The 1465-nt window shown below is 67.3% G+C and carries 1 protein-coding gene; it reads left to right on the plus strand.

What is annotated here, in order from left to right; genetic code table 11:
* The first annotated feature begins 238 nt into the window (after positions 1-238).
* Positions 239-1441, plus strand: a complete 1203-nt coding sequence (locus ACFC1X_RS40785; RefSeq protein ID WP_376364826.1) for an IS110 family transposase — start codon at positions 239-241, stop codon at positions 1439-1441.
* Positions 1442-1465 lie beyond the last annotated feature (24 nt).

The following is a 1465-nucleotide window of genomic DNA, read 5'->3' on the forward strand; positions in this document are numbered from 1 at the left end:
CCCCCATTACCTTCTTGGTAGCCCCGCAATGGGGCGCCCGGCCTTCGGAGTTGGCATGACTTTCTCCCCCTGTCGATCGCATGTCTTGGGGGGTGGTGTCACCGGCTCCGGAGGCATCGACAGACCGCTGATTAGGGGCATGACCACCGGCTTCTTCGCAGGTCGGGAGGCTCTTCGTAATGTGGATGTGGCGATCGGTGCCGCGGGACGGCCGGGCGAGGACGACCGAAGGACGCACGTGATCGACGTCAGTGACATCGGCGCTTTCCTCGGACTGGACGTCGGCAAGGGCGAACACCACGCCACCGCCGTCACACCGGCCGGGAAGAAGGCCTTCGACAAGCGGCTGCCCAACAGCGAGCCGAAGCTCCGCGAAGTGTTCGGCAAACTGCAGGCCAAGCACGGGACCGTGCTCGTGGTGGTCGACCAGCCGGCCTCGATCGGGGCTCTGCCGCTGGCGGTGGCCCGGGACATGGGCTGCCCGGTCGCCTATCTGCCCGGGCTGACGATGCGGCGGATCGCTGATCTCTATCCGGGCGAGGCCAAGACCGATGCCCGCGACGCGTTCGTCATCGCGGACGCAGCCCGTGTCATGCCCCACACGCTCCGCTCGGTCGATCTCCAGGACGAGACCATCGCCGAGCTGGAGATGATCGTCGGCTTCGACGACGACCTGGCCGGCGAAGCCACCCGCATCAGCAACCGCCTGCGGGGCCTGCTCACCCAGATCCACCCGTCGCTGGAACGGGTCCTGGGCCCACGCGTCCAGCACCCGGCCGTGCTCAAGCTCCTCGATCAGTTCGGCTCCCCGGCCCAGATCCGCAAAGCCGGACGCCGACGGCTCATCACGTTGATACGCCCGCAGGCACCACGGATGGCTGAGCGGCTCGTCGAGGACATCTTCACCGCACTGGACGAACAGACCGTCGTCGTCCCGGGCACGGACGCGGCCGCTCTGATCGTCCCCAGTCTCGCCAACTCGCTCCGAGCGGTTCTCGACCAGCGGAAACTCCTGGCCACTCGGATCGAGGAACTGCTGGAGAACCACCCTCTTTCGAAGGTCCTGACGTCCATGCCGGGGATCGGCGTCAGGACCGGAGCCCGCATCCTCATCGACGTCGGTGACGGCCGTTCGTTCCCGACCGCCGCCCACCTCGCCGCCTACGCCGGCCTCGCCCCCACGACCCGCAGTTCTGGCTCCTCGATCCGCGGCGAACAACCATCCCGCCGCGGAAACAAGCAGCTCAAACGGGCCTTCTTCCTGTCCGCATTCGCGGCCCTGGCCGACCCGGCCTCCCGCACCTACTACGACAAGAAGATCAGCCAGGGAAAGCACCACACCCAAGCCCTCCTCTGCCTCGCAAGACGACGAGCCGACGTGCTCTTCGCGATGCTCCGCGACGGCACCTTCTACGACCCACAGCCCGCCCCATCAGCTTGACGAAACCCATAGGGGCACCCCCCC

It is taken from the genome of Streptomyces sp. NPDC056128 (assembly GCF_042263835.1).
GTDB lineage: Bacteria > Actinomycetota > Actinomycetes > Streptomycetales > Streptomycetaceae > Streptomyces.